At 66.1% G+C, this 2,326-nt stretch carries 4 protein-coding genes; 1 reads left to right on the forward strand and 3 read right to left on the reverse strand.

Features of this window, described 5'->3' with window-relative positions:
- The coding region (locus MOV74_RS36205) for a glutathione S-transferase family protein (protein ID WP_246932078.1) at positions 1-522 on the reverse strand (522 nt) is incomplete at its 3' end.
- 129 nt (positions 523-651) lie between these two features.
- On the opposite strand from MOV74_RS36205, the gene MOV74_RS36210 reads away from it, so the two are divergent.
- Positions 652-1,071, forward strand: a complete 420-nt coding sequence (locus MOV74_RS36210) for a DUF6636 domain-containing protein (RefSeq protein ID WP_246932072.1) — start codon at positions 652-654, stop codon at positions 1,069-1,071.
- A 138-nt stretch (positions 1,072-1,209) separates the two neighbouring features.
- Here MOV74_RS36210 and MOV74_RS36215 read toward each other — a convergent pair whose 3' ends face one another.
- Both MOV74_RS36215 and MOV74_RS36220 read right to left on the reverse strand, forming a co-directional pair.
- Positions 1,210-1,809: an N-acetyltransferase gene (locus tag MOV74_RS36215; protein ID WP_246932074.1), complete on the reverse strand. Its 600-nt coding sequence runs from the start codon at positions 1,807-1,809 to the stop codon at positions 1,210-1,212.
- A 181-nt stretch (positions 1,810-1,990) separates the two neighbouring features.
- Positions 1,991-2,326, reverse strand: a 336-nt coding sequence (locus MOV74_RS36220; protein WP_246932076.1) for an FGGY-family carbohydrate kinase, incomplete at its 5' end; no start/stop codon positions are given.

Below are 2,326 nucleotides of genomic sequence, written 5' to 3' on the forward strand. Positions count from 1 at the left end.
CTGCGGATGCGCCTCGCGGGTGAAGCGGACGACGCAAGCCACCGCGACGTCGGCGTGGCCGATCCGGTCGCCCAGCCAGTACGGGGGCGTCACCTTGGCGCGCTCGGCCTCGAGCACCTTCAGGACGTCGCCGATCTGCGCCTGGCAGCGCTCGACCCATAGCGTGAGTTGCTCCTTTCGCAACACGCGCTCGTAGAGCAGGCTGACCGCCTTGTCGCCGAGGCCGGACGCGAGCGCGCAGATGCGCAAGTGCTTGCGCCGCTCGGCGCCGCTCCGCGGCAGCATCGCCTTCGCGTCGCCGACGAGGTCGTCGAGATAATCCAGGATGATGGTGCTCTCGATCAGCGCCTCGCCGTCGTCGAGCACCAGGGTCGGCACGCGCCGCAGCGGATTGTACGGAGCGATCTGGTCGGCATCGCCGAAGGTCGACCACGGTCTGTGCTCGAAGGCGAGGCCGTAAAGCTTCAGCGCAATCGCGACGCGGCGGACGAAGGGAGAATCATATTGGCCGATCAGGAACATGGTTCGCGCTCGCGTGTCCTGGCCGGGCTCGACCCGGCCACCCATCTTTTTCACGAGCCCATTATAGAATAGGGATGGATGCCCGGATCAAGTCCGGACATGACAGAGCCGGACGCAGGAGCATGCATGATGCGGCGATATGCAATGATCGGACTTGGCGTCGCCGTGCTCACCGCGGCGAGCCCTGCCCGCGCCCAGGATCGCCCGATCGGCTTTCTGACGCCCTCGAAAAACATCGTCTGCCAGTTCTTCAGCGATAACGGCCAGGGCGTGCTCCGCTGCGACATCATGAACATGGAGACCCGCCCGCGCCGCCCCGCCGATTGCGAGCTCGATTATGGCCACGCCTTCGAGATGAGCGCGAAGGGAGCCGCGGGCCGCATCTGCGCCGGCGACACCGTGATGGATCCCTCGCTGCAGGTGCTGGCCTATGGCGAGGTGTGGCAGCGCGGGGGATTTACGTGCCGGTCGGAGCAGAGCGGGCTGACGTGCTTCAATGCGATGCAGCGGGGATTTTCGCTGGCACGGGGGAAGCAGGAGGTGTTTTGAAGCGTCGCCCGCACCGTCATTGCGAGCGAAGCGAAGCAATCTCCGCGGTGGCAGTCTGGATTGCTTCGTCGCAAGAGCTCCTCGCAATGACGGTGGGGAGAGACCGACTCAGCCCAGATTTCGCTGCACTCTTCCGGGCTACGGCGAGTCGATGATCGGCACATGCCGCGCCGCATCGCGTGGCGCCGTACCGTCGAGGCGCGGATCGTCGGCAATCTCGATCTGGCGGCGGAACGGGCGGAAGCCGGAGCGTTGGTAGAACGCGACTGCTGACGGATGGTCCAAAGTGCAGGTGTGCACCCAAACGCGGCTGACGTTGCGTGACCACGCGATCTCCAGCGCGCGGTTCATCAGGAAGCGGGCGGCGCCGGTGCCGATCAGCCCAGCGGTGACGCCGAAATAGACCAGCTCGCACTGGCCGGGCTCGCGGAAGTCGAGTTCGAGCAAGCCTTCGTCGCGGCCGTCCGCGACCAGTGCGTAGACTTCAATGCCCGGTGCGTGGATGATCGCGGCAAGCTCGGTGTCGTTCATGCGTGGTCGCGAGAACCACAGCCAGTCCTCGCCGACGCGGCGGAAGAAATCGCGGTACCAGGGAAGCGCGGGCGCATCGACCTTGCGCAGGGTCCAGGCGCCGGGGGGATCGTCGCGACGCGCGGGAGGTACAATCATCTCCAGATGCGTGACGACGGCTGCGATCTTGCCGGCGGGGACGTCGGAATAGCCGTCGGGAAGGATCATTCTTATTCCCGTTTCACGACGCGCCATATCGAAATCGAACGGCGACGACGGACGCATCCGCGCCGTCATTGCGAGCGGAGCGAAGCAATCCAGAGCGCCTCCGCAGACCGCGTCGGGATTGCTTCGTCGCAAGGGCTCCTCGCAATGATACTGTGGAGGCAGCCGCGCAACCCATCCTGCTTTACTCCCCCTCGTCGCTCGCGAGCACGCCCTTCACCGCGCGTGCCCATCCCGCAAGCTTCCGCTCCCTGGTCGCCTGACTCATGTTCGGCTTGAAGCGGTGCTCCAGGCGCCAATTGTCGGCGAATTTGGTCGGCTCAGGATAGACGCCGGCGTTGAGACCGGCGAGATAGGCGGCGCCCAGCGCGGTGGTTTCCTGGATCACGGGGCGATCGACCGGGGCGTCGAGCAGATCGGCGAGGCGTTGCATGGTCCAGTCCGACGCCGTCATGCCGCCGTCGACGCGGAGCACGACGCTGGCCGTTTCCGAGCTCGGCCAGTCGGCGCGCATCGCGGC

It is taken from the genome of Bradyrhizobium sp. SHOUNA76, assembly GCF_023006445.1.
In the GTDB taxonomy this organism is placed as follows: domain Bacteria; phylum Pseudomonadota; class Alphaproteobacteria; order Rhizobiales; family Xanthobacteraceae; genus Bradyrhizobium.